This is a genomic window from Burkholderia sp. AU16741, assembly GCF_002223345.1.
Taxonomy (GTDB): Bacteria; Pseudomonadota; Gammaproteobacteria; order Burkholderiales; family Burkholderiaceae; genus Burkholderia; species Burkholderia sola.
In genome coordinates, this window is sequence record NZ_NKEZ01000003.1 from 557,603 (window position 1) to 578,100 (window position 20,498).

Below are 20,498 nucleotides of genomic sequence, written 5' to 3' on the forward strand. Positions count from 1 at the left end.
ATTGCCCCCGTAGAGATATACCGATTGGAATTCAGATCAGGCCGTCGAGCGGCAGGATGTCGACCGGGGCGCCCGCGTCGACTGCCGCGGCATCGTGGCCCAGGACGATGAAACAGTTGGCGGCCGCCAGACCGCTCAGCGACGCGGAGCTTTGCGACCCGGCCGGCGCGACGTGCCATTGGCCGTCGGCGGCGCGCGTCGCGACGCCGCGCAGATAGTCGGTGCGGCCGGGGCGTTTCTTCAACGCTTGCGTGCTGAGCGCCGTGTACATGGCCGGCGCCGGCGTCAGCGCGCCGGCCAGCGTCAGCAGCGCGGGGCGCACGATCGCATGGAACGTCACGACGGACGCGACCGGATTGCCGGGCAAGCCGAAGAACAGCGCGCGACCGGCGCCGTCGGCCGCGCGGGCGAGCGTGCCGCACGCGAGCGGGCGGCCGGGCCGCAGCGCGAGACTCGCGAACGTCACGTCGCCGAGCCGCGCCATCACGTCGCGCGTGAAATCGGCTTCGCCGACCGACACGCCGCCCGACGTGATGATTGCATCGGCCTGCGCGGCGAGGGCGTCGCGCAATGCGGCTTCGAGCGCGGCCGGGTCGTCGCGGACGATGCCGAGATCCATCGCGTCCACGTGCAGCCGTTCGAGCATCGCGATCAGCATGCCGCGATTGCTGTCGTACAGCGCGCCGTGGCCGAGCGGTTCGCCGGGCTCGCGCAGCTCGTCGCCGGTCGAGAACACGGCGACACGCACGCGCCGGCGCACCGTGACGTCGGCGATGCCGAACGACGCGAGCAGGCCGAGATCGGACGGCCGCAGGATGCGGCCGGCGGCGAGCGCACAGGCGCCCTCGGCGAGATCCTCGCCGGCCTTGCGGCAGTTCGCGCCGCGCGCGACGTCGTGCGCGGCGAAGCGGATCGTGTCGCCTTCTACACGCACGCGTTCCTGCGGAATCACCGTGTCGCATCCAGCCGGCATCGGCGCGCCCGTCATGATGCGCACGCATGCGCCGGTCGGCACCGCACCGTCGAACGGATGGCCGGCGAACGCGGTGCCCGCGACCGTCATCGCGACCTCACCCTGCGACGACGCAAGGGCGGCGCTGCCGCCGTCGAACGCATAGCCGTCCATCGCCGAGTTGTCGTACGCGGGAATATCGAACGGCGCATTCACGTCGGCCGCGAGCACGCGGTCGAGCGCATCGCGCAGCGTCACCGTGTCGCACGCGTCGACGGGCACCGCGAAGCGGCACGCGAGCGCCTGTGCGTCGGCGAGCGACAACGGCGCATCGGGATCGGGTGCGGTTCGGGAGGCGGGCGAGGATTGCGTGATCATCAGTCGGACTGCGCCGCAAGGCGTATCGGGTTCGTGGCCGGTGGCGCGAGGAGGGTGCCGGGGCGCGGGTTTCGCGTGTGGCGGACACCGGGCGGGAACGGCGCGGTGCCGTCAGCGGCGGGCCAGCGCGGCGAGTTCCTGCCAGGAGTTGGCATTGTAAAACGCACGCTCGTCGCGAAACTCGACTTCGACCGTCGTGTGGCGTGCGTACCACGCACGCACCTTGCGGTCGCCGGCCGCGAGCCGGGCGGCCAGGTCGTCCGCCAGCGACGTGCGCAGCAGCGCGAACGTCGGCTGCGGCGAGCGCATCTGCTGCGCGTCGACGGTGACCGCCATCGCGATGGCGGCCTGTTGTGCGTCGAGCGCCGCATGCAGCCGCGCGACGAGGTCGGCGGGCAGATAGGGCGTATCGCACGGCGAGCACACGACCAGCGGCGCGCGCGCCGCGCGCATGCCGGCGAGCAGGCCCGCGAGCGGCCCGGGGAAGTCGGGCGTTTCGTCCGCGACGATGCGCGCGTCGAACGGCGCGCCGAGTTCGGCATAGCGATCGGCATGGCGATTCGCGCTGATCAGCGTCTCGTCGACCTGCGGCGACAGCCGGCGTAGGACGTGCAGCGCGAGCGGCGTACCGTCGAGCAGTTGCAGGCCCTTGTCGACGCCGTCCATGCGGGTGGCGCGCCCGCCCGCGAGCAGCAGGCCGGCGATCGACGGGGAGGCGGGAGCGGGCATCGCGCGAAGGGGGAAGAGCGGCGGGCGTCAGCCGCCGATATACGACATTTCGACGCGCTTGCCTGCGCCATCGGGCGCTGCGTCGGCCGGCGCGCTGCCGCGCAGTTGCGAATAGCGGTCGGTGCGCGCGTGCCAGATGCGGGCGATCGCGGTCGCGATCTCGGCATCGGTCGCGCCGCCGCGCACGAGCGCACGCAGGTCGTGCCCCGTCGACGCGAACAGGCACAGGTACAGCTTGCCTTCGGTCGACAGCCGCGCGCGCGTGCAGTCGCCACAGAAGGCCTGCGTGACGCTCGAGATCACGCCGATCTCGCCGCTGCCGTCTGCGTAGCCCCAGCGCTGGGCGGTCTCGGCTGCCGTGTGCGGCTCGAGCGGCACGAGCGGGAAATGTTCGGCGATGCGCGCGACGACGTCCGCCGACGGCAGCACCTCGGTCATGTTCCAGCCGTTCGACGTGCCGACGTCCATGTATTCGATGAAGCGCAGGATCACGCCGGTGCCGCGAAAACGCTCGGCCATCGGCAGGATCTCGCTGTCGTTGGTGCCGCGCTTCACGACCATGTTGACCTTGACCGGCGCGAGGCCCGAGGCCTGCGCGGCGAAGATGCCGTCGAGCACGTCGGCGCTCGCGAATTCGGCATCGTTCATGCGCTTGAACAGCGTATCGTCGAGCGCATCGAGGCTGACCGTGACGCGCGTGAGTCCGGCATCCTTCAGCGCGCGCGCCTTGCGCGCGAGCAGCGAGCCGTTGGTCGTCAGCGTCAGGTCGAGCGGGCGGCCGGCGTGCGTCGTCAGGCGCGCGAGGCGCTCGATCAGGAATTCGAGGTTCTTGCGCAGCAGCGGCTCGCCGCCCGTGATGCGGATCTTCTCGACGCCGTGCGCGACGAAGAGCCGCGCCACGCGCTCGATTTCCTCGTGCGTGAGCAGCGCGCTGTGCGGCAGGAACGGATAGTCCTTGTCGAAGACCGCGCGCGGCATGCAGTACACGCAACGGAAGTTGCAGCGATCCGTCACCGAAATGCGCAGATCGCGCAGCGGCCGGGCGAACGTGTCGGCCAGCGTGCCGTCGGGGGCATGCGCGACGCCGGAGACGTCCGGCATCCCGCTGACGTCGGCGAGGGGAATGATGCGTCGGGACATGTTGGAAGAAGTGCGAACCAGACTGCTATTTTAGCTGCAACCGGCCGGCGGGGCCGGTGGGCGGAAACCCGCAGCGCGGACGTGAAAAAGCCCGCCGGAGGCGGGCTTCCTGGTCGGGCGATGCGCCGTTCAGTGGTGCGTCGTTTCGACCTGCTGCATCGGGGCCGTATCGGCCGGCGGCAGCACCTTGCGTTCGCGCGGCACGCGGGCCGGGCGCGGGAGGCGCGATGCGGCTTCCTGCGCGGCCGCGAACTTGTCGGCGTCCGTGTTCACCCAGACGAGGCCGGCCTGCTCCAGCACGACATCCAGGCTCGCCGAAGCGGGCGCGGCTGCCGGTTGTGCGGGAGCGGGTGCCGGTGCGGCGACGGCCTGGGCCGATGCTGCCTCGACAGGCGCTGTTTCGACCGGTGCCGGTTCGGCAGCCACCGGAGCGGCTTCGATCGCGACGGCCGGTGCGGCCTGCTCGACCGGTGCGGCTTGCGGCGCTTCGACAACGGCCGGAGCGGCTACCGGCACTTCGAACGCGTCGGTCGGCGACACCGCGACCGGCGCCGGGCCCGCTTCCGCGACCTCTGGTGCGACCGGCGCGACCGGTGCCGGTTCTGCTGCCTGGACGGCGACGACGGGCTCGGCCGGGGCGGCCGGAGCCGCTTCGACGTGTGTCGGTGCCGGCTGCGCTTCGACAGCGGCCGGTGCGGCATGCTGCTCGACGACGGCTTCCACGGCGACCACGCTCGCCACGGTTGCGACGACTGCCGGTGCGGCCGTGTGGGCCGGTTCGGCCGCGACCGGTGCGGCCGGCGTCACGGCTTGCGCCGCGACTTCGCCTTCCGCGCCTTGCTCGGCCTGGTCGACCGAGCCGTCTTCTTCGCGCTCGCGACGACCGCCGCGGCGGCCGCGACGGCGACGGCGGCGTTCTTCGCCGTCACGTGCGCCGGCTTCCGCATCGGCTGCCAGTTCCGCGCCGGGCAGGGCTTCCGCCGCAGCCTTGTCGGTTTCCGTCTCCGGATGGTTTTCGCCGCGGGTGACGGTTTCGAGCGTGGCCGCATGCTGGGTCGGCTTGCGGCGTTCGCCGCGCTCGCGACGCTCGCCGCGTTCCTGGCGCTCGCCACGGCCGGCGGCTTCGACACCTTCCGGCTGTTCGACGCGCTCGCGCGGTTCGCGGTTTTCGCGCGGTTCGCGCGGCTCACGGCCTTCACGCGGCTCGCGACCTTCGCGCGGGCCACGGCCCTCGCGGCCTTCGCGACCCTCACGGTTGTCACGACCTTCGCGGCCCTCACGACCCTCGCGCGGCTCACGGCCTTCACGCGGTTCGCGCACTTCCTTGCCTTCGCGTTCCTGGCGTTGCGGCTGGCCACGGCCCGCGGCTGCCTGATCGCGGCCGCCTTGCGCCTGCTGGGCGCTGCCGCGACGGTTGCGGTTGCGATCGCCGCCGCGCTGCTCGGTCTTTTCGGTGCGGTCACGAGCCGGACGGGCTGCCTGCTCCTTCACCGGTGCCGGCGCGACCGGCGCGGGCGCCGGTGCCGGCGACACGCCGAACAGGCCCTTCAGCCAGCCGATGAAGCCGCCGCTTGCGGCGGCGACGGGCGCCGGGGCGGGGGCCGCAACCGGTTCGACCGGACGCTGCGGCGCCGGGCTCGGGGCCGGACGCTCGGGCGTGATGCCCTTGACCGCCGCTTCCTGCTTCGGCTTCACTTCGGCTGCACGCTTGCTGTAGCCGGTTTCCGACTCGAGTTCGCGGGCCGCTTCCTCGGCCATCTTCCAGGACGCTCGCGGATCGTCGAGGCGCGCGTCGTCGTGACGCAGGCGCTCGAGCTTGTAGTGCGGCGTATCGAGGTGCTTGTTCGGGATCAGCACGATGCCGACCTTGAAGCGCGACTCGATCTTGTTGATTTCCTGACGCTTTTCGTTGAGCAGGAAGGCGGTCACCTCGACCGGCACCTGGCAGTGGATCGCCGCGGTGTTTTCCTTCATCGCTTCTTCCTGAATGATCCGCAGGACCTGCAGCGCGGACGATTCGGTATCGCGGATGTGACCGGTGCCGTTGCAGCGCGGGCACGTCACGTGGCTGCCTTCCGACAGCGCCGGACGCAGGCGCTGGCGCGACAGCTCCATCAGGCCGAAGCGGGAAATCTTGCCCATCTGCACGCGCGCACGGTCGTGCTTGAGCGCATCCTTCAGGCGTTGCTCGACTTCACGCTGGCTCTTCGCCGATTCCATGTCGATGAAATCGATCACGATCAGGCCGCCGAGGTCGCGCAGGCGCAGCTGGCGGGCGACTTCGTCGGCCGCTTCGAGGTTCGTGCGGGTGGCCGTTTCCTCGATGTCCGCGCCCTTGGTCGCGCGGGCCGAGTTCACGTCGATCGCGACGAGCGCTTCGGTGTGGTCGATCACGATCGCGCCGCCGGACGGCAGCGGCACCGTGCGCGAGTACGCGGTTTCGATCTGGTGCTCGATCTGGAAACGCGAAAACAGCGGCACGTCGTCGTGGTAGCGCTTCACCTTCGCGACGTTGTCCGGCATCACGATGTCCATGAACGCACGGGCCTGATCGTGAATTTCGTTCGTGTCGATCAGGATTTCGCCGATATCGGGCTGGAAATAGTCCCGGATCGCGCGGATCACGAGGCTCGATTCCAGATAGATCAGCATCGGCTGGCCGGCGTTGCCGCTTTGCGACGCCGCTTCGATCGCGCGCCACAGCTGCAGCAGGTAGTTCAGGTCCCACTGCAGTTCCTCGGCGCTGCGGCCGATGCCCGCGGTACGGGCGATCATGCTCATGCCGTCCGGAATCTGCAGTTGCGCCATCGTTTCGCGCAGTTCCTGGCGCTCGTCGCCTTCGATCCGGCGCGACACGCCGCCGCCGCGCGGATTGTTCGGCATCAGCACGAGGTAGCGGCCGGCGAGCGAGATGAAGGTGGTCAGGGCGGCGCCCTTGTTGCCGCGCTCTTCCTTCTCGACCTGGACGATCAGCTCCTGGCCTTCGCGCAGTGCATCCTGAATGCGCGCGGAGCGCATGTCGATGCCGTCCTTGAAGTACTGGCGGGCGACTTCCTTGAACGGCAGGAAGCCGTGGCGGTCTTCGCCGTAGTTGACGAAGCACGCTTCGAGCGACGGCTCGATGCGGGTGATGACACCTTTGTAGATATTGCCTTTGCGCTGTTCGCGCCCGGCGGTTTCGATGTCGATGTCGATGAGCTTTTGCCCATCGACGATGGCGACGCGCAGCTCCTCCTGCTGCGTCGCATTGAACAGCATGCGTTTCATGAACGGCTCCAGGCGGCTCCGCTGCCGGCGCCTCGCGGTTGTCAGGCGCGAGGGCGGGAACGACGGCAGGCCGCACCTTGTTGTGTTGTCACGAGCACGCTGGAGCGGGAATGCTGGCGGGGAGAATTGCCTGAAGAGGCGCTTGGGCCCGAAAGACGGGGCCGGCGGCCATAGGGCACCTGCGAATACGGCTTCAAAGCACGGCGTTCACACACCGCACGCTGCAAAAGCGCGCTAAGCCTGTCCGGGCATCGCCACGGGCGCGCGCAATACGTCGCGCGCGCCGACGGGCGGCAGATGCTGCGGCTTGGGCCGCAGCGGGGAGTATCGAATCCAGCCCGACTTTCCCGCTTGGGGTGTACTTCCCTGGTTTGACGTCGCCAAGCCCCGCACGCTTCGCGGGGCCAAATCGGGCGCAACGCCGTAATTTTCGCAACCGGCAGCCTGCGGACGCACTGCGCGCCGTCGGGCTGCCGATCAAATTCTTTTCAACCAACTTTCCGTTACCGCGGCGCCTTGCCGACCGAATCCGCCTGTGGGCGCGATCCTTGCCGACGGGCGGCGCCGTGCGTGCAACTTGCTGCATCTCGTTGATTAGGGGCGAGCAGCGGACCCCCGGCGCAAGTAAAATAGCGGTTTGCGCTTGCGCCTTGCCCGATTCAGCCGGGGCCGGCCGGTCAGGCCACCCACAACGTCAGGCTGGGCAAAATTATATTCAGTATGAATGAGTTAGGCAAAATATCCCAGAATTCGGTCGCAAGCGGCCAGGTATCGATGATCGAGATCGACGAAAACTCGGCCGGTCAGCGCATCGACAACTTCCTGTTGCGCGTCTGTAAAGGCGTGCCGAAAAGCCATATTTACCGGATCCTCCGCAGCGGCGAAGTGCGCGTCAACAAGGGCCGGATCGATGCGCAGTACCGCCTCGAACTGGGCGACCTCGTCCGCGTGCCGCCGGTGCGCGTGGCGGCGGCCGACCTCGCGCGCGCCGACACGCCCGTCGTGCCGCCCGCGAATTTCGACGTGCTGTACGAGGACGACGCGATGCTCGTCATCGACAAGCCGGCCGGCGTCGCGGTCCACGGCGGCAGCGGCGTCGCGTTCGGCGTGATCGAGCAGATGCGCCAGGCGCGCCCGCGCGCGAAATTCCTCGAACTGGTGCACCGGCTCGACCGCGAGACGTCCGGGATCCTGATGCTCGCGAAGAAGCGCACGGCGCTCGTCGGCCTGCACGAGCAGATCCGCGAGAACCGGATGGACAAGCGCTACTTCGCGTGCGCGCACGGCGAATGGCAGCCCGACTGGGGCCGCCGCCGCGCGGTGAAGGCGCCGCTGTTCAAGTATTCGACCCCGGAAGGCGAGCGCCGCGTGCGCGTGCAGGACGACGGGCTGGCCTCGCATACGGTGTTCAACCTCGTCGACCGCTGGCCGGACTACGTGCTCGTCGAAGCGGAACTCAAAACGGGTCGGACCCATCAGATTCGGGTGCACCTCGCGCATCTCGGCCTGCCGATCGCCGGCGACGCCAAGTATGGCGATTTCGCACTGAACAAGGCGCTGGCGCGCGCGAACGCGCAGCCGTCGCTGAAACGGATGTTCCTGCATGCGCACCGCCTCAAGCTCGCGCACCCGCTGACCGGCGAGGCGCTGCAGTTCGATGCGCCGCTGCCGGCCGACTGCCGGCGCTTCCTCGATCAACTCAGCGCATTGCGCGATACCGCCTGAACCGCATGGCCCGACAGCAATTTGACCTGATCGTCTTCGACTGGGACGGCACGCTGATGGATTCGACCGCGCACATCGCGCACAGCATCCAGGCGGCATGCCGCGATCTCGGCCTGCCCACGCCGTCCGACGAAGCTTCCCGCTACGTGATCGGCCTCGGGCTGCGCGACGCGCTGCAGATCGCGGCTCCGACCCTCGATCCGTCCGACTACGCGCGGCTGGCCGAGCGCTACCGCTATCACTATCTGCTCGACGACCAGCGCATCGCCCTGTTCGCCGGCGTGCGCGAGCTGCTCGCCGAGCTGCGCGACACGGGCTACCTGCTCGCCGTCGCGACCGGCAAGGGCCGGGTCGGGCTGAACCGCGTGCTCGACCAGTCGAAGCTGACGAGCTGGTTCGACGCGACGCGCTGCGCGGACGAGACGTTCTCGAAACCGCATCCGGCCATGCTGCACGAGTTGTCGCGGGAATTGGGGCAGGACCTGTCGCGCACCGTGATGATCGGCGACACCACGCACGACCTGCAGATGGCCGCCAGCGCCGGCGCGGCCGGCGTCGGCGTGGCGTACGGCGCGCACACGGCCGATGCGCTGGCGGCGCTCACGCCGCGCTTCGTCGCGCCGGACGTCGGCGCGCTGGCTGCCTGGCTGCGGGAGCACGCATGAGCGCGGCGCCGGACGCCGTGCGCGTGTGCGCATCGAGCGCGCTGACCGACGGCGGGGCCGGCGTGCGGGTCGACGCGACGCTGCGCGGCGAGCAGGCCGTCGTGTTTTTCGTGCGCTACGACGGCCGTGCCTACGGCTACCTGAACCGCTGCGCGCACGTGCCGATGGAGCTCGACTGGGCCGAAGGGCAGTTCTTCGAATCGTCGGGCCTCTATCTGATGTGCGCGACACACGGCGCGATCTACGCGCCGGATACCGGCAAGTGCGTCGGTGGCCCATGCCGCGGCGGCCGCCTGCGGCCGGTCGAGGTCGACGAGCGCGACACGCCCGACGGCCGTGCGGTATTCTGGGTGCCCGATGCCGATCTGCATCCTGCCACTTCCGCCACGACCGACTGACGACACCACTGAATGGCCGACCAACCGAATTCCCCCGATTCCCCCTCCCGTCCCGACAGCCGTGAACCGAGCTGGGAGCGCGCGGCGCTCGAGCGGATCGCACTCGCGGCCGTCAAGGAGCAGCGCGCGGCACGGCGCTGGAAAATCTTCTTCCGCTTCGCGTTTCTCGGCGTGTTCGTGCTGTTCGCGTTCGCGCTGATCGATTTCTCGAGCGACTCGAAATTCTCGTCGAGCGGGCGGCACACGGCGCTCGTGACGATCGACGGCGAGATCGCGGCCGGCGTCAACGCGAACGCCGACGACATCAACACGGCGCTCGACGCCGCGTTCGACGACGACGGCACGGTCGGCGTCGTGCTGCGGATCAACAGCCCGGGCGGCAGCCCGGTGCAGGCCGGGATGGTCTACGACGAGATCCAGCGGTTGCGCGGCAAGTATCCGGACAAGCCGCTGTACGTCGTCGTGACCGACATGTGCGCATCGGGCGGCTATTACATCGCGTCCGCGGCCGACAAGATCTTCGTCGACAAGGCGAGCATCGTCGGGTCGATCGGCGTGCTGATGGACGGGTTCGGCTTCACCGGACTGATGGGCAAGCTCGGCGTCGAGCGGCGCCTGCACACGTCGGGCGAAAACAAGGGCTTCTACGATCCGTTCTCGCCCGAAACGCCGAAGATGGACGCACATGCGCAAGAACTGCTCGACCAGGTGCATGCGCAGTTCATCAAGGCGGTGAAGGATGGCCGCGGCAAGCGGCTGCACGAGACGCCCGACATGTTCTCCGGCCTGTTCTGGACGGGTGAAAAGAGTGTCGAGCTCGGTCTCGCCGACGGCTACGGCACGACCGATACGGTCGCGCGCGACGTGCTGAAGGCGCCGGATCTGGTCGACTACACGGTGAAGGAAAGCCTGACGAATCGCGTCGCGCGCAAGTTCGGCGCGGCCGTCGGGGGCGCCGCGATGAAGGCGCTGACGGCCGGCGGCGCGTCGGTCAGCCTGCGCTGACGGCAACCGGCGGGCCGCGACGGCCCGCCTTTCGGCGAGTCAGCTGGTCGCCGTTCTCGGCATCAATTGGCAAGCAGCAGGAAGATCGCAGGGCGCTTGTGCAGATTCGGCACAGGCGCTTTTTTCCAGTCGGCCGCCGTGCGGCTCGCGATCGTCTCGGTCGCGAGGGTCAGGTCGGCCGCGACGCAGATCTGCGTCGACGGCGCGCAGGTCGCGACCAGCGTGTCGAGCATCGCGTGATTCCGGTAAGGCGTTTCGATGAAGATCTGCGTCTGGCGCGCCTTGCGCGACAGTTGCTCGAGTTCGCGCAGCCGTTTCGCGCGCGCGGCCGCATCGACCGGCAGATAGCCGTTGAACGCGAAGCTCTGGCCGTTCAGGCCCGACGCCATCAGCGCGAGCAGGATCGAACTCGGCCCGACGAGCGGCACGACCTTCACGCCGCGCTCGTGCGCGCGGCGCACCAGCAGCGCGCCGGGGTCCGCGACGGCCGGGCAGCCGGCTTCCGACACGAGGCCCGCGTCCGCACCGGCGAGCACGGGCGCGAGCAGCCGGTCGATGGCGCCGGCCGGCGTATTGACGTTCAGCTCGCTGATCTCGATTTCCTGGATCGGTCGCGTCGTACCGATCTTCTTCAGAAACGCACGCGTCGTTTTCGCGTTCTCGCCGATGTAATAGCCGAGCGTGCCGGCCCGCGCCTGCACGGCGGCGGGCAGCACGGCGGCGAGCATCGATTCGTCGCCTTCGCCGAGCGTGTTCGGGACGAGATAAAGCGTGCCGGCGGTCATGCGCGGTCTCCTCGGGAGATGGCGAACAGCGGGTAGTCGGCGGCGCGCAGCATCCGCGTGAGGGCGATCAGCGGCAGGCCGACGAGGGCGGTCGGGTCGTCCGAGTCGATCGCGTCGAGCAGCGCGATGCCGAGCCCTTCGGACTTCGCGCTGCCGGCCACGTCGTACGGCGTTTCCGCGCGCAGGTAGGCGTCGAGTTCAGCCTCGGGCAGCGAACGGAAGCGCACGTGCGTGACGACGTCCTCGACCTGCGCTTCGTCGGTGCGGCTGTCGTACAGGCAGAGCGCGCTGTGGAATTCGACGTCGCGGCCCTGCATCGACACGAGTTGCGCGAGTGCGCGCTCGTGCGTGCCGGGCTTGCCGATCTGGTGCCCGTCGAAGGTCGCGACCTGGTCCGACCCGATCACGAGCACGCCGTCCGGCGCGTCGATCGTCGCGGCCACGGCCCGCGCCTTCGCGCTGGCGAGGCGCAGCGCGGTCGCGGCCGGCGTTTCGCCGGCGAGCGGGGTTTCGTCGAGGTCGGGCGACACGACGTCGAACGGCACGCCCAGGCGCTCGAGGAGCGCGCGGCGGTAGCGGGAACTGGAGGCAAGAATCAGCCGCGGCGGGCGGCAAACGGTATCCGGCATGGTCGGTTGGATCGGTGAGTCGTGAGGTGGGGCGCGGCGTTGCGCGGACGCAAGCTTAAGTGATTGACCGCAAAAGGTAAAACAGGTATGCTTTCCCGCTTTTCGTCGGCAGGCTTTCGTTGGTGGCGCCTGTCGGGTCTTCGGAAGTAAAGTACGTCATCCTTCGATGAGCCGTACGCGAGCGGTGCCAAGCCGGATCCGCAAGTCAGCCTGTAGGCAGGAGCGCACATGAACACTTCTTCTGGCAAACCTGCGGCGGCGCTCGATCCGCACGCGGTCGACCTGTTCGAGTTCGCCCGCAGCGGGCGGCAGGCAGCCGGGGCGGTGCGCCTTTCGCAACTGCCGCGCATGTTAAACGAAGTGCCGACGGACGCGCCAGATCGCGACACGGTCTTCACGTGGCAGGCGGAAGGGTTCACGCAGAAGGAATTGCAGGACGACGGCGCCGACGGGCAGCAGCCGTATCTGCGCCTCGCGGTGCACGGCCATGCGTGGCTCACGTGCCAGCGCTGCGTGACGCCGTACGACCAGACGTTCGACGTCGACATGACGTACCGGGTCGTCGCGACCGAAGAAGAAGCTGAAGAATTTCCGCTCGACGACGATGAAGCCGATGTGATCGTGGGCTCACGCCAGTTCGATCTCGTCGACTTGATCGAAGAGGAGTTGCTGCTTTCGTTGCCGCTCGTGCCCAAGCACGAGGTTTGCCCGGCAGTTCACGAAAGCCTCGTGTCGGGCGCGAGCGGTCCCGTGGAAGAAGCGGACGAGGAGTCCGACGAAGCCGGGGACGAAGGCAAACGGCCGAATCCGTTCGCAGCGCTGCAGGCGCTGAAGAAGGACGGTGACGGCACCAAGAAACACTAAGCAGTTGTGGCGCGGGAAGGCGTAAGGGCTTTGGGCCAGGGTAGTTAAGCGCCGGATCGGGCTGTGTTAGAATCCGGAAAATTATTTAGGAGTTAGTCATGGCAGTCCAGCAAAACAAGAAGTCGCCGTCGAAGCGCGGCATGCATCGTTCGCACGATTTCCTGACGGCAGCGCCGCTGGCAGTCGAGCCGAGCACGGGTGAAGTGCATCTGCGTCACCACGTCAGCCCGAACGGCTACTATCGCGGCAAGAAAGTCGTCAAGACGAAGAACGACCAAGCGTCAAGTCACGCGTTGCGCGCTACGCTCGCCGTTCGCGTGACAACTGGTTCGCTTGACACTTTCCTGGCTCAACAAAAAGGCGGCATTCAACTGCCGCTTTTTTGTGCCTGAAATTCGTCGCATTCCATGACCGTAAAGCTCACAATCGATTGCATGGGAGGCGACCACGGCCCGTCCGTGACCGTTCCCGCGGCAGTCAAGTTCGTCCGCGCGCACCCCGATGCGCATCTGATGCTCGTCGGCATCGAAAGCGCGATTCGCGCTCAGCTGAAGAAGCTGAAAGCCCTCGACGATCCCGCGTTGACCATCGTGCCCGCCACCGAAGTCGTGGCGATGGACGACCCTGTCGAAGTGGCGCTGCGCAAGAAGAAGGATTCTTCGATGCGCGTCGCGCTCAACCACGTCAAGGAAGGCGCGGCGCAGGCCTGCATCTCCGCCGGCAATACCGGCGCGCTGATGGCCGTTTCCCGTTACGTCCTCAAGACGCTGCCCGGCATCGAGCGGCCCGCGATCGCGTTCGCGCTGCCGAACCCGAGCGGCTACACGATGATGCTGGACCTCGGCGCGAACGTCGACTGCGAGCCGCAGCACCTGCTGCAGTTCGCGGAGATGGGGCACGCGCTCGTGGCCGCGCTCGAAGGCAAGGAGCGCCCGACCATCGGCCTGCTGAACATCGGCGAAGAGGTCATCAAGGGCAACGAGACGATCAAGCGCGCAGGCGAGTTGCTGCGCGCCAGCACGCTCAATTTCCGCGGCAACGTGGAAGGCAACGACATCTACAAGGGCACCGTCGACGTCATCGTGTGCGACGGCTTCGTCGGCAACGTTGCGCTGAAGACGTCCGAAGGCCTCGCGCAGATGCTGTCGGACATCATCCGCGAGGAGTTCGGCCGTTCGCTGATGTCGAAGCTGATGGCGCTGCTCGCGCTGCCGGTGCTGATGCGCTTCAAGAAGCGCGTCGACCACCGCCAGTACAACGGCGCGGCGCTGCTGGGGCTGAAGAGCCTCGTGATCAAGAGCCACGGTTCGGCCGACGCGTACGCGTTTGAGTGGGCGATCAAACGCGGGTATGATGCCGTCAAAAACGGGGTGCTGGAGCGCCTCGCGCGCGCGATGGCGGATAATTCAGTGTCGCTCGGCGACGGCGGACACGACGCGGGCGGCGCGGGCCAGGCAAGCCCGGCCGCAGGCCATCACGCCGAACCTTCCGCCGCGCAATCCTCTAAAGCATAAATGGCCCAATCGACTCTCTATTCCCGCGTGCTCGGCACGGGCAGCTACCTGCCGCCCGACCGCGTCACGAACCAGCAGTTGACCGATCGTCTTGCGAAGGAAGGCATCGAGACCAGCGACGAATGGATCGTGGCGCGCACGGGCATCCATGCGCGCCATTTCGCCGCACCCGACGTCACGACGAGCGATCTCGCGCTCGAGGCGTCGCGTCGTGCGATCGAAGCGGCCGGCGTTGATCCGCAGTCGATCGACCTGATCATCGTCGCGACTTCGACCCCCGATTTCGTGTTCCCGAGCACCGCGTGCCTGCTGCAGAACAAGCTCGGCATCAAGAGCGGCGGCGCGGCATTCGACGTGCAGGCCGTATGCTCGGGCTTCGCGTATGCGATGGCCACCGCCGACAGCTTCATCCGCAGCGGCCAGCACCGCACCGCGCTGATCGTCGGCGCGGAGACGTTCTCGCGCATTCTCGACTTCAAGGACCGCACGACCTGCGTGCTGTTCGGCGACGGCGCGGGCGCGGTGATCCTGTCCGCGTCGGAAGAGCCGGGCGTGCTCGGCAGCGCGCTGCATGCGGACGGCAGCTACTCGAACATCCTGTGCACGCCGGGCAACGTCAATCGCGGCGTGATCGACGGTAGCGCGTTCCTGCACATGGACGGGCAGGCCGTCTTCAAGCTTGCGGTCAACGTGCTCGAAAAGGTCGCGATCGAAGCGCTCGCGAAAGCGAATCTCGCGCCCGAGCAAATCGACTGGCTGATTCCGCATCAGGCCAATATCCGCATCATGACCAGCACCTGCCGCAAGCTCGGCCTGCCGCAGGAGCGCATGGTCGTGACGGTCGACCAGCACGGCAACACGTCGGCCGCGTCGATTCCGCTGGCGCTCGACGCCGCGGTGCGCGACGGCCGCATCCAGCGCGGCCAGCACGTGCTGATCGAAGGCGTCGGCGGCGGCTTCACCTGGGGCGCGTCGGTCTTCCGCTTCTGATCCGCGGCGCGCGACAAGCCGCGCGCGGATCCCGTCGGCGCGCCGTTCATGCGCGCCGTCCGAATCGATTCAATTGGGGACGATATGAAATTTGCATTCGTTTTTCCGGGGCAGGGCTCGCAAGCGATCGGCATGCTCAATGCATTCGCCGATCTGGCCGTCGTGCGCGAGACGCTCCAGGAAGCGTCCGATGTGCTCAATCAGGATCTCGGCAAGCTGATCGCCGAAGGTCCGGCCGAAGAGCTGAACCTGACCACCAACACGCAGCCCGTGATGCTGACCGCCGCGTACGCGTGCTACCGCGCGTGGCAACAGGCAGGCGGCCCGGCGCCGTCGATCGTCGCCGGCCACAGCCTCGGCGAATACACGGCGCTCGTCGCGGCCGGCGCGCTCGCGTTCAAGGACGCGGTACCGCTCGTGCGCTTCCGTGCGCAGGCGATGCAGACGGCCGTGCCGGTCGGCCAGGGCGGCATGGCCGCGATCCTGGGCCTCGACGACGACACGGTGCGCGCGGTGTGTGCCGAAGCCGCGGAAGCGGGCGTCGTCGAAGCGGTGAACTTCAATGCACCCGCGCAGGTCGTGATCGCAGGCAGCAAGGGCGCGGTCGACAAGGCGTGCGAGATCGCGAAGGCGAAGGGCGCGAAGCGCGCGCTGCCGCTGCCGGTGTCGGCGCCGTTCCATTCGTCGCTGCTCAAGCCGGCGTCGGATCAACTGCGCGACTATCTCGCGAACGTCGACGTGAAGGCGCCGCAGATTCCGGTCGTCAACAACATCGACGTCGCGGTGGTCAGCGATCCGGCGGCGATCAAGGACGCGCTGGTGCGCCAGGCCGCGGGCCCGGTGCGCTGGGTCGAGTGCGTGCAACACATCGCGAGCACCGGCGTCACGCACGTGATCGAATGTGGTCCGGGCAAGGTGCTCGCCGGCCTGACGAAGCGCATCGACGGCAACCTGGTCGGCGCCTCGGTGTTCGATCCGGCTTCGCTCGACGAAGCGCTCAAGCTCGCGACCGCCTGACGCGGCGCTTTTTCCCAAGCAACGGATATTCGATTCATGGACAAGACTCTCGATAAACAGGTTGCGATCGTGACCGGCGCGTCGCGCGGCATCGGCCGTTCGATCGCGCTCGAACTCGCGCGCCTGGGCGCGACGGTGATCGGTACGGCGACGAGCGAGTCGGGCGCCGCCGCGATCACCGCGGCGTTCGCGGAAGCGGGCGTCACGGGCCGCGGCGCGGTGCTGAACGTCAACGACGCGGCCGCCGCCGAGGCGCTGATCGATGCGACCGTGAAGGAATTCGGCGCGCTGAACGTGCTCGTCAACAACGCGGGCATCACGCAAGACCAGCTCGCGATGCGGATGAAGGACGAGGACTGGGACGCGGTGATCGACACCAACCTGAAGTCGGTGTTCCGCCTGTCGCGCGCGGTGCTGCGCCCGATGATGAAGGCGCGCGGCGGCCGCATCATCAACATCACGTCGGTGGTCGGCTCGGCCGGCAATCCGGGTCAGGTCAACTACGCGGCCGCGAAGGCCGGCGTCGCGGGCATGACGCGGGCGCTCGCGCGCGAGATCGGCAGCCGCGGCATCACCGTGAACTGCGTGGCGCCAGGCTTCATCGACACCGACATGACGAAGACGCTGCCGGAAGAACAGCAGGCCGCGCTCAAGACCCAGATTCCGCTCGGCCGCCTCGGCAGCCCGGAGGACATCGCCCATGCCGTCGCGTTCCTCGCATCGCCGCAGGCCGGTTACATCACCGGCACGACGCTGCACGTGAACGGCGGCATGTACATGTCGTAACGGTTTTCGTTTACCATCCGCGCCGTATCCCGTTTTTCAGGCGGATCGGCGCTTGATCGACCATCAAGCCAACGCGCGTTTTGCCGTCAGCAAACCTGATAAAATGCGCGCACTTGTAAATCTGAACTTTCCCTCGGAGGGGTAATGGACAACATCGAACAACGTGTCAAGAAGATCGTCGCTGAGCAACTGGGCGTCGCGGAAGCCGAGATCAAGAACGAAGCTTCGTTCGTGAACGACCTGGGCGCCGATTCGCTCGACACGGTCGAACTGGTGATGGCTCTGGAAGACGAGTTCGGCATGGAAATCCCGGACGAAGAAGCAGAGAAGATCACGACCGTTCAGCAAGCGATCGACTACGCTCGCGCAAACGTCAAGGCGTAAGCGCCTTTCGCGCTTGTCCGCCACGTCGCCGCGATCTTCGCGATTGACGCGCCATCCTGCCGGCTTCGCGCCGGACGGACTAACAGCCACAGGGCTCGCAGGGCTGGTTCCTGTGGCCACTGTGGCTTTTGTTTTTGTCATCCAATAATGGAAAAGAGGTTACCGTGAGCCGCCGTCGTGTTGTCGTTACAGGCCTGGGGCTGATTTCGCCTGTTGGCAATAATGTTGCCGACGGCTGGGCCAATCTCGTCGCCGGCAAGTCCGGTATCGCCACCGTCACGAAGTTCGATGCGTCGAACCTCGCGTGCCATTTCGCGGGCGAAGTGAAGGGTTTCAGCGCCGAGGAATACATCCCGGCGAAGGAAGCCCGGAACATGGATACGTTCATCCATTACGGCATTGCCGCCGGCGTCCAGGCCATGCGGGACAGCGGGCTGGAAGTGACCGAAGCCAACGCGGAACGCATCGGCGTGCTGGTCGGGTCCGGCATCGGCGGCCTGCCGATGATCGAGGATACGCACCAGACCTACGTCGATCGCGGTGCGCGCCGGATTTCGCCGTTCTTCGTGCCGGGTTCGATCATCAACATGATCTCGGGCCACCTGAGCATCATGTTCGGCCTGAAGGGCCCGAACCTCGCCGCCGTCACGGCCTGCACGACCGGCCTGCACAGCATCGGCCTCGCCGCGCGCCTGATCCAGGCCGGCGACGCCGACGTGATGGTCGCGGGCGGCGCCGAATCGACGGTGTCGCCGCTCGGCATCGGCGGTTTCGCGGCAGCGCGCGCGCTGTCGACCCGCAACGACGATCCGGCTACCGCGTCGCGTCCATGGGACAAGGACCGCGACGGCTTCGTGCTGGGCGAGGGTTCCGGCGTGATGGTGCTCGAGGAATACGAGGCGGCGAAGGCGCGCGGCGCGAAGATCTACGCGGAAGTCTCGGGCTTCGGCATGACGGGTGACGCGTACCACATGACCGCGCCGAACATGGACGGCCCGCGCCGCTGCATGGTCGCTGCACTGCGCGACGCCGGCGTGAACCCCGACGAGGTCCAGTACCTGAACGCGCATGGCACGTCGACGCCGCTGGGCGACAAGAACGAGTCCGACGCGGTGAAGGCGGCCTTCGGCGAGCACGCGTACAAGATGGTGGTCAACTCGACGAAGTCGATGACGGGCCACCTGCTGGGTGGCGCGGGCGGCCTCGAATCGGTGTTCACGGTGCTGGCGCTGCACAACAACGTGTCGCCGCCGACCATCAACATCTTCAACCAGGACCCCGAGTGCGATCTCGATTACTGCGCGAACACCGCACGTGACATGAAGATCGACGTGGCCGTGAAGAACAACTTCGGCTTCGGCGGGACCAACGGCACGCTGGTGTTCAAGCGCGTCTGACGTCGAATCGCTTGACGAGTCCATTCGATGCTCCGGCCGGGCGTCCGCAGCGCTTTGCGTTGCGGGCCTCGGCCGTGTCGTATCTCGTGCTGGCCGCGTTCGTCGCGTCGGCTGCCGCGTCGGCGTACCTGTTCTGGGCGCCGCGCGCGGGCGCTGCCGCCGGCGCTGGCGTGTCGGCCGCGACGGCGGCCCTGCTGGCCGTATGCGCGGCGCGGGCTTGCGCCCGCCGGTTGCCGGCCGAGCTGCAAATCGATGCGTTCGGGGAGATTGCGGCGTTTGGCCGCACCGGGCGATTGCTGGCTCGCGGCCGCGTGACGGGCCATGCGCACTGGAGCAGCCTGCTGCTGGTGCTGTCGGTCGGGCAGGGCGCCCGGCGCGCGCGGCCGCTGCTGATTCCGGCCGACGCGCTCGATGCCGCGTCGTTCAGCGCGCTGTCGGTGCTGGCGAGAACGGCCGGGGCGGCGGGGCGCGCATGACGGCGGCAGTTACCGACCGTAACCAGCGGCCGGCGCCGGAACGCTACAATAACGCTCCGCGTTGCATCCCTAGTTAACGGATTTGTCAGGTGAGTGAAAAAGAAATCGATCAGGCTCTGGTCGAGCGCGTACAGAAGGGCGACAAGGCGGCGTTCGAACTCCTGGTCTCCAAATACCACCGCAAGATCATTCGGCTGATCTCGCGCCTCGTGCGGGATCCCGCCGAGGTCGAGGACGTGGCCCAGGACGCGTTCATCAAGGCGTATCGTGCGCTGCCGCAATTCCGCGGCGAATCGGCGTTCTATACGTGGTTGTACCGAATTGCCGTCAACACGGCGAAGAACTACCTTGCGACGCAAGGCCGCCGGGCGCCGACCTCGACCGAGGCCGATGCGGAGGAAGCGGAAACTTTCTCCGACGCAGACCAACTAAGGGATATCAACACGCCTGAGTCGATGTTGATGAGCAAGCAGATTGCCGAAACGGTCAACGCTGCAATGGCTCTGCTGCCCGAAGAACTGCGCCAGGCAATCACGCTGCGCGAGATCGAGGGCCTGAGCTACGAAGAGATCGCGGAAATGATGGGCTGTCCGATCGGGACGGTCCGGTCGCGGATCTTCCGCGCGCGCGAAGCAATCGCTGCCAAATTGCGTCCGCTGCTCGATACGCCCGAAGGAAAGCGCTGGTAAGCGCGACAGGCGGAGCGACGCGGGTCGGGGTCTAGTTACGGATAGAGTCGTGAAGTCACGACGGGGTGTGCAAGATGGGGAGCATCATGGGGTCGGTCAATACGCAATCGCAAGCGTGCTCGCGCGGCGAGCGCCTTTCCGCGCTGGTCGACGGCGAAATGTTCGATGGCCCGGATCACGGGCAGTTTCTGGCTGAGCTCGACCGCGCGGATCGCGCCGTGTGGGCCCATTACCACCTGATCGGCGATGCGCTGCGCTCGGACGAGCTCGCCCTGTCGCCCGCGTTGAGCGTCGCGTTCACCGCGCGCATGTCGGCCGCGCTCGAAAGCGAGCCGCACCTGCTGGCACCGGCGGCCGCGCCGGGCGCGCGCAAGCTGCTGTCGCTGCGCCGCCGTGTCGTGCCCGCGTTCGCGGTGGCCGCCGCGGCCGCCACGCTGACGTGGATCGTCGTCCCGCAGATGCAGACGGCCGGTGCGCCAGGCGCCGTTCAGGTCGCATCGGCAGGCGCGCCGCAGAACGGCAACCTGCAGCGCGTGACGGTTGCGCAGGCATCGGCCCAGCCGGGTCTGCAAGACGTCAACATCATCCGCGATGCGAGCCTCGACCAATACCTTGAAGCGCACCAGCAATTCGCGCAGCAGCCCGTCGTCACGGGTTCGATGCCGCTGATCCGCGCTGCCGTGACCACCACGCCAGGCCAATAAACCC

General features: G+C 67.7%; 20 protein-coding genes and 1 pseudogene. 15 read left to right on the forward strand and 6 right to left on the reverse strand.

What is annotated here, in order from left to right:
- Positions 1 to 31 precede the first annotated feature (31 nt).
- From glp to CFB89_RS05100, 4 genes are all read right to left on the reverse strand, one after another.
- Entirely contained in the window at positions 32 to 1,330 is a 1,299-nt protein-coding gene (gene glp / locus CFB89_RS05085; protein ID WP_089466973.1) for a gephyrin-like molybdotransferase Glp, read from the reverse strand.
- 111 nt (positions 1,331 to 1,441) lie between these two features.
- Positions 1,442 to 2,059, reverse strand: coding sequence for a molybdenum cofactor guanylyltransferase MobA (gene mobA / locus CFB89_RS05090; protein WP_089466974.1), 618 nt, complete (start codon positions 2,057 to 2,059; stop codon positions 1,442 to 1,444).
- A gap of 27 nt (positions 2,060 to 2,086) precedes the next feature.
- Entirely contained in the window at positions 2,087 to 3,199 is a 1,113-nt protein-coding gene (gene moaA, locus CFB89_RS05095; RefSeq protein WP_089466975.1) for a GTP 3',8-cyclase MoaA, read from the reverse strand.
- Between the two features lie 129 nt (positions 3,200 to 3,328).
- Positions 3,329 to 6,466, reverse strand: a complete 3,138-nt coding sequence (locus CFB89_RS05100) for an Rne/Rng family ribonuclease (RefSeq protein WP_089466976.1) — start codon at positions 6,464 to 6,466, stop codon at positions 3,329 to 3,331.
- Positions 6,467 to 7,186: 720 nt separating this feature from the next.
- Between CFB89_RS05100 and CFB89_RS05110 the strand changes: the two genes are divergently transcribed.
- The 4 genes from CFB89_RS05110 to CFB89_RS05125 are packed head-to-tail and all read left to right on the forward strand — an operon-like array spanning position 7,187 to position 10,259.
- Entirely contained in the window at positions 7,187 to 8,191 is a 1,005-nt protein-coding gene (locus tag CFB89_RS05110) for an RluA family pseudouridine synthase (RefSeq protein ID WP_089466977.1), read from the forward strand.
- Between the two features lie 5 nt (positions 8,192 to 8,196).
- Positions 8,197 to 8,856 (forward strand): HAD-IA family hydrolase, encoded by a 660-nt coding sequence (locus CFB89_RS05115; protein ID WP_089466978.1) that lies wholly within the window; start codon positions 8,197 to 8,199, stop codon positions 8,854 to 8,856.
- Positions 8,853 to 9,254, forward strand: coding sequence for a Rieske 2Fe-2S domain-containing protein (locus CFB89_RS05120; RefSeq protein WP_059574322.1), 402 nt, complete (start codon positions 8,853 to 8,855; stop codon positions 9,252 to 9,254). The genes CFB89_RS05115 and CFB89_RS05120 overlap by 4 nt, the downstream gene beginning before the upstream one ends.
- A gap of 12 nt (positions 9,255 to 9,266) precedes the next feature.
- Positions 9,267 to 10,259, forward strand: a complete 993-nt coding sequence (locus tag CFB89_RS05125) for a S49 family peptidase (RefSeq protein ID WP_089466979.1) — start codon at positions 9,267 to 9,269, stop codon at positions 10,257 to 10,259.
- A gap of 62 nt (positions 10,260 to 10,321) precedes the next feature.
- Here CFB89_RS05125 and CFB89_RS05130 read toward each other — a convergent pair whose 3' ends face one another.
- Both CFB89_RS05130 and CFB89_RS05135 read right to left on the reverse strand, forming a co-directional pair.
- A complete protein-coding gene (locus CFB89_RS05130) occupies positions 10,322 to 11,044 on the reverse strand; it encodes an SAM-dependent methyltransferase (protein WP_089466980.1) in 723 nt (240 codons plus the stop codon).
- Positions 11,041 to 11,673 (reverse strand): Maf-like protein, encoded by a 633-nt coding sequence (locus CFB89_RS05135; RefSeq protein ID WP_089466981.1) that lies wholly within the window; start codon positions 11,671 to 11,673, stop codon positions 11,041 to 11,043. The genes CFB89_RS05130 and CFB89_RS05135 overlap by 4 nt, the downstream gene beginning before the upstream one ends.
- Positions 11,674 to 11,901: 228 nt before the next feature.
- On the opposite strand from CFB89_RS05135, the gene CFB89_RS05140 reads away from it, so the two are divergent.
- The 11 genes and pseudogenes from CFB89_RS05140 (at position 11,902) to CFB89_RS05190 (ending at position 20,494) form a co-directional block, all read left to right on the forward strand.
- The gene (locus tag CFB89_RS05140) at positions 11,902 to 12,537 is read left to right on the forward strand and encodes a DUF177 domain-containing protein (protein ID WP_027783927.1); all 636 of its coding nucleotides are present in this window, start codon (positions 11,902 to 11,904) and stop codon (positions 12,535 to 12,537) included.
- A 98-nt stretch (positions 12,538 to 12,635) separates the two neighbouring features.
- A pseudogene (gene rpmF, locus CFB89_RS05145) lies at positions 12,636 to 12,812 on the forward strand (50S ribosomal protein L32); the annotation flags it as partial.
- Between the two features lie 132 nt (positions 12,813 to 12,944).
- Positions 12,945 to 14,051: a phosphate acyltransferase PlsX gene (gene plsX, locus CFB89_RS05150; RefSeq protein WP_089466982.1), complete on the forward strand. Its 1,107-nt coding sequence runs from the start codon at positions 12,945 to 12,947 to the stop codon at positions 14,049 to 14,051.
- Complete coding sequence (locus CFB89_RS05155) at positions 14,052 to 15,041, forward strand: beta-ketoacyl-ACP synthase III (RefSeq protein ID WP_089466983.1); 990 nt, start codon at positions 14,052 to 14,054, stop codon at positions 15,039 to 15,041.
- A gap of 84 nt (positions 15,042 to 15,125) precedes the next feature.
- The gene (fabD, locus tag CFB89_RS05160) at positions 15,126 to 16,058 is read left to right on the forward strand and encodes an ACP S-malonyltransferase (protein WP_089466984.1); all 933 of its coding nucleotides are present in this window, start codon (positions 15,126 to 15,128) and stop codon (positions 16,056 to 16,058) included.
- A gap of 36 nt (positions 16,059 to 16,094) precedes the next feature.
- Positions 16,095 to 16,844 (forward strand): 3-oxoacyl-ACP reductase FabG, encoded by a 750-nt coding sequence (gene fabG, locus CFB89_RS05165; protein WP_006476504.1) that lies wholly within the window; start codon positions 16,095 to 16,097, stop codon positions 16,842 to 16,844.
- A 144-nt stretch (positions 16,845 to 16,988) separates the two neighbouring features.
- Positions 16,989 to 17,228, forward strand: a complete 240-nt coding sequence (gene acpP / locus CFB89_RS05170; RefSeq protein ID WP_004197638.1) for an acyl carrier protein — start codon at positions 16,989 to 16,991, stop codon at positions 17,226 to 17,228.
- A 164-nt stretch (positions 17,229 to 17,392) separates the two neighbouring features.
- Positions 17,393 to 18,625, forward strand: coding sequence for a beta-ketoacyl-ACP synthase II (fabF, locus tag CFB89_RS05175; protein WP_059574009.1), 1,233 nt, complete (start codon positions 17,393 to 17,395; stop codon positions 18,623 to 18,625).
- 11 nt (positions 18,626 to 18,636) lie between these two features.
- Positions 18,637 to 19,101, forward strand: a complete 465-nt coding sequence (locus CFB89_RS05180; protein WP_089466985.1) for a hypothetical protein — start codon at positions 18,637 to 18,639, stop codon at positions 19,099 to 19,101.
- An 89-nt stretch (positions 19,102 to 19,190) separates the two neighbouring features.
- Entirely contained in the window at positions 19,191 to 19,790 is a 600-nt protein-coding gene (gene rpoE / locus CFB89_RS05185; protein WP_006490873.1) for an RNA polymerase sigma factor RpoE, read from the forward strand.
- A gap of 86 nt (positions 19,791 to 19,876) precedes the next feature.
- The gene (locus CFB89_RS05190; RefSeq protein WP_089466986.1) at positions 19,877 to 20,494 is read left to right on the forward strand and encodes a sigma-E factor negative regulatory protein; all 618 of its coding nucleotides are present in this window, start codon (positions 19,877 to 19,879) and stop codon (positions 20,492 to 20,494) included.
- Positions 20,495 to 20,498: the final 4 nt, after the last annotated feature.

What these genes read in the sequence shown, in the direction of transcription:
- fabG (WP_006476504.1), top strand. Translation starts at nt 16,095, where the DNA reads ATGGACAAGACTCTCGATAAACAGGTTGCGATCGTGACCGGCGCGTCG.
- CFB89_RS05100 (WP_089466976.1), bottom strand. Translation starts at nt 6,466, where the DNA reads ATGAAACGCATGCTGTTCAATGCGACGCAGCAGGAGGAGCTGCGCGTC.
- CFB89_RS05130 (WP_089466980.1), bottom strand. Translation starts at nt 11,044, where the DNA reads ATGACCGCCGGCACGCTTTATCTCGTCCCGAACACGCTCGGCGAAGGC.
- CFB89_RS05135 (WP_089466981.1), bottom strand. Translation starts at nt 11,673, where the DNA reads ATGCCGGATACCGTTTGCCGCCCGCCGCGGCTGATTCTTGCCTCCAGT.
- plsX (WP_089466982.1), top strand. Translation starts at nt 12,945, where the DNA reads ATGACCGTAAAGCTCACAATCGATTGCATGGGAGGCGACCACGGCCCG.
- CFB89_RS05125 (WP_089466979.1), top strand. Translation starts at nt 9,267, where the DNA reads ATGGCCGACCAACCGAATTCCCCCGATTCCCCCTCCCGTCCCGACAGC.
- acpP (WP_004197638.1), top strand. Translation starts at nt 16,989, where the DNA reads ATGGACAACATCGAACAACGTGTCAAGAAGATCGTCGCTGAGCAACTG.
- CFB89_RS05155 (WP_089466983.1), top strand. Translation starts at nt 14,052, where the DNA reads ATGGCCCAATCGACTCTCTATTCCCGCGTGCTCGGCACGGGCAGCTAC.
- glp (WP_089466973.1), bottom strand. Translation starts at nt 1,330, where the DNA reads ATGATCACGCAATCCTCGCCCGCCTCCCGAACCGCACCCGATCCCGAT.
- CFB89_RS05115 (WP_089466978.1), top strand. Translation starts at nt 8,197, where the DNA reads ATGGCCCGACAGCAATTTGACCTGATCGTCTTCGACTGGGACGGCACG.
- fabD (WP_089466984.1), top strand. Translation starts at nt 15,126, where the DNA reads ATGAAATTTGCATTCGTTTTTCCGGGGCAGGGCTCGCAAGCGATCGGC.
- CFB89_RS05140 (WP_027783927.1), top strand. Translation starts at nt 11,902, where the DNA reads ATGAACACTTCTTCTGGCAAACCTGCGGCGGCGCTCGATCCGCACGCG.
- CFB89_RS05120 (WP_059574322.1), top strand. Translation starts at nt 8,853, where the DNA reads ATGAGCGCGGCGCCGGACGCCGTGCGCGTGTGCGCATCGAGCGCGCTG.
- mobA (WP_089466974.1), bottom strand. Translation starts at nt 2,059, where the DNA reads ATGCCCGCTCCCGCCTCCCCGTCGATCGCCGGCCTGCTGCTCGCGGGC.
- CFB89_RS05110 (WP_089466977.1), top strand. Translation starts at nt 7,187, where the DNA reads ATGAATGAGTTAGGCAAAATATCCCAGAATTCGGTCGCAAGCGGCCAG.
- CFB89_RS05190 (WP_089466986.1), top strand. Translation starts at nt 19,877, where the DNA reads ATGGGGTCGGTCAATACGCAATCGCAAGCGTGCTCGCGCGGCGAGCGC.
- moaA (WP_089466975.1), bottom strand. Translation starts at nt 3,199, where the DNA reads ATGTCCCGACGCATCATTCCCCTCGCCGACGTCAGCGGGATGCCGGAC.